This window comes from Caulobacter sp. LARHSG274, assembly GCF_052871235.1.
In genome coordinates this window covers 1-1,326 of record NZ_JBIXJO010000041.1, presented here as the reverse complement: position 1 = coordinate 1,326, position 1,326 = coordinate 1, and the positions used below count along the sequence as shown (strand labels likewise).

General features: G+C 59.9%; 1 protein-coding gene. It reads right to left on the bottom strand.

All coding sequences use genetic code 11. The features are described 5' to 3' along the window. A partial coding sequence (locus ACIPQB_RS26070; protein ID WP_446488155.1) for a hypothetical protein occupies window positions 1–1,201 on the bottom strand: 1,201 nt, incomplete at its 3' end. Between the last annotated feature and the right edge of the window lie 125 nt (window positions 1,202–1,326).

Here is a 1,326-nt window from a genome sequence, read left to right as displayed (position 1 = left end):
TCGCCGTCGCGACGACGATGTCCTCGCTTCCGTTGGTGGCTCCGTTTTTCGGCCTGATCGTCGCCGAAGTGATGTTGTTGCGGCTGTCGCGCGCGTAGGTGGTGGTGATTCCGCTCAGCGCTGTGACCGAATTGACCTGATCGTTGAGATAGGTCTGGGTCGTCCCATGTCCCAATTCGTTGACTCGCAGATTTACCTGCGACCAGTTGGGGTTGAATTCAAACAGCTGGATCCTGCCGCCTGGAGGGATGGCCAGCACGCGCCACGCATAGAGGGGCGCCATCCAGTCGCAGCAATTCGGTTCCAGATAGCTTGTCGTGTAGGTCCAGGCCTGCCCGTCCCGTGTGACGCTCTGGACCCGGTCCGCCAAACGCGCCGGCGGCTTGTTACTTCCACCCTGCCTCCACACCGTCTCGACCCCTCGCGGGTCGACGAGCTTCATGACATAGAGCGGCCCTTCCGGCCCGGTTTCCGGTGGGAGCGGAGACAGCGACCAATGGTTCCCCATGACGTCTAAAACCTGGCTGAACGCGGGGTAGGCGGTCAGGGTGTCGCAATTGGCGGCCGCGGGATCGCAATAGTCGGCTGCGCTGTTGATCATCCGGTAGAAGGCGCCGTTCTGGGCCGACTTGATCATCCAGCCGAGCGAACTCGAAACCGCTCCATTGAACGTGATGATTTCGCCGTCCGGCTTGATGATCCTGAGCGCCGAGCCGCCTTGTATCGCACCGTCGGGGCCAAGCCCCTTGTAGAATTCGACGATCGTGCCCCCGATGTCCGTATAGGTGCACAGACTTGCGCCGCAGGAGAAGCTTCCTCGGCCGCCCTTGTAAGGGACCCAGGCGCCGTTCACCAGTATAAAGCGATTGACGGCATCTCCGTATTTGACGTCAATATGGTCTTGCTGGCTGCTTGTGGGGCCAGAAACATCTCGGAACGTGAAGTAACTTACGTAATTATGATAAGAGTACTCGGTATCGTTCGTTTTGGCAGAATCATTCTGCCAGAACAGGTGCATGCCGCTCTCGGGCGTGCCGATGCTCTGATCCATGCCAGGCCAAGTGAGGCCGCCGCTAACCAGATCGACGCCATTCTCGTCGATCGCCTTGATGGTCGCCGGGTCGGGAATCGCCTCTGCAGTCTGCGCAAACGCCGGCGAGGCGACTATCATCATCGCGGCCAGGAAGACGCCGATCGCCAAGGACCGGCAAACCAAGCCGGCGGACAGAAGAAGATCGAAACGACCCGCACGAACAGACCTTCGCATCCACCCACCCATTTCAAATATTGCCGTCAGGCCGCTGCGTCTTCCGGGACCACAGACAA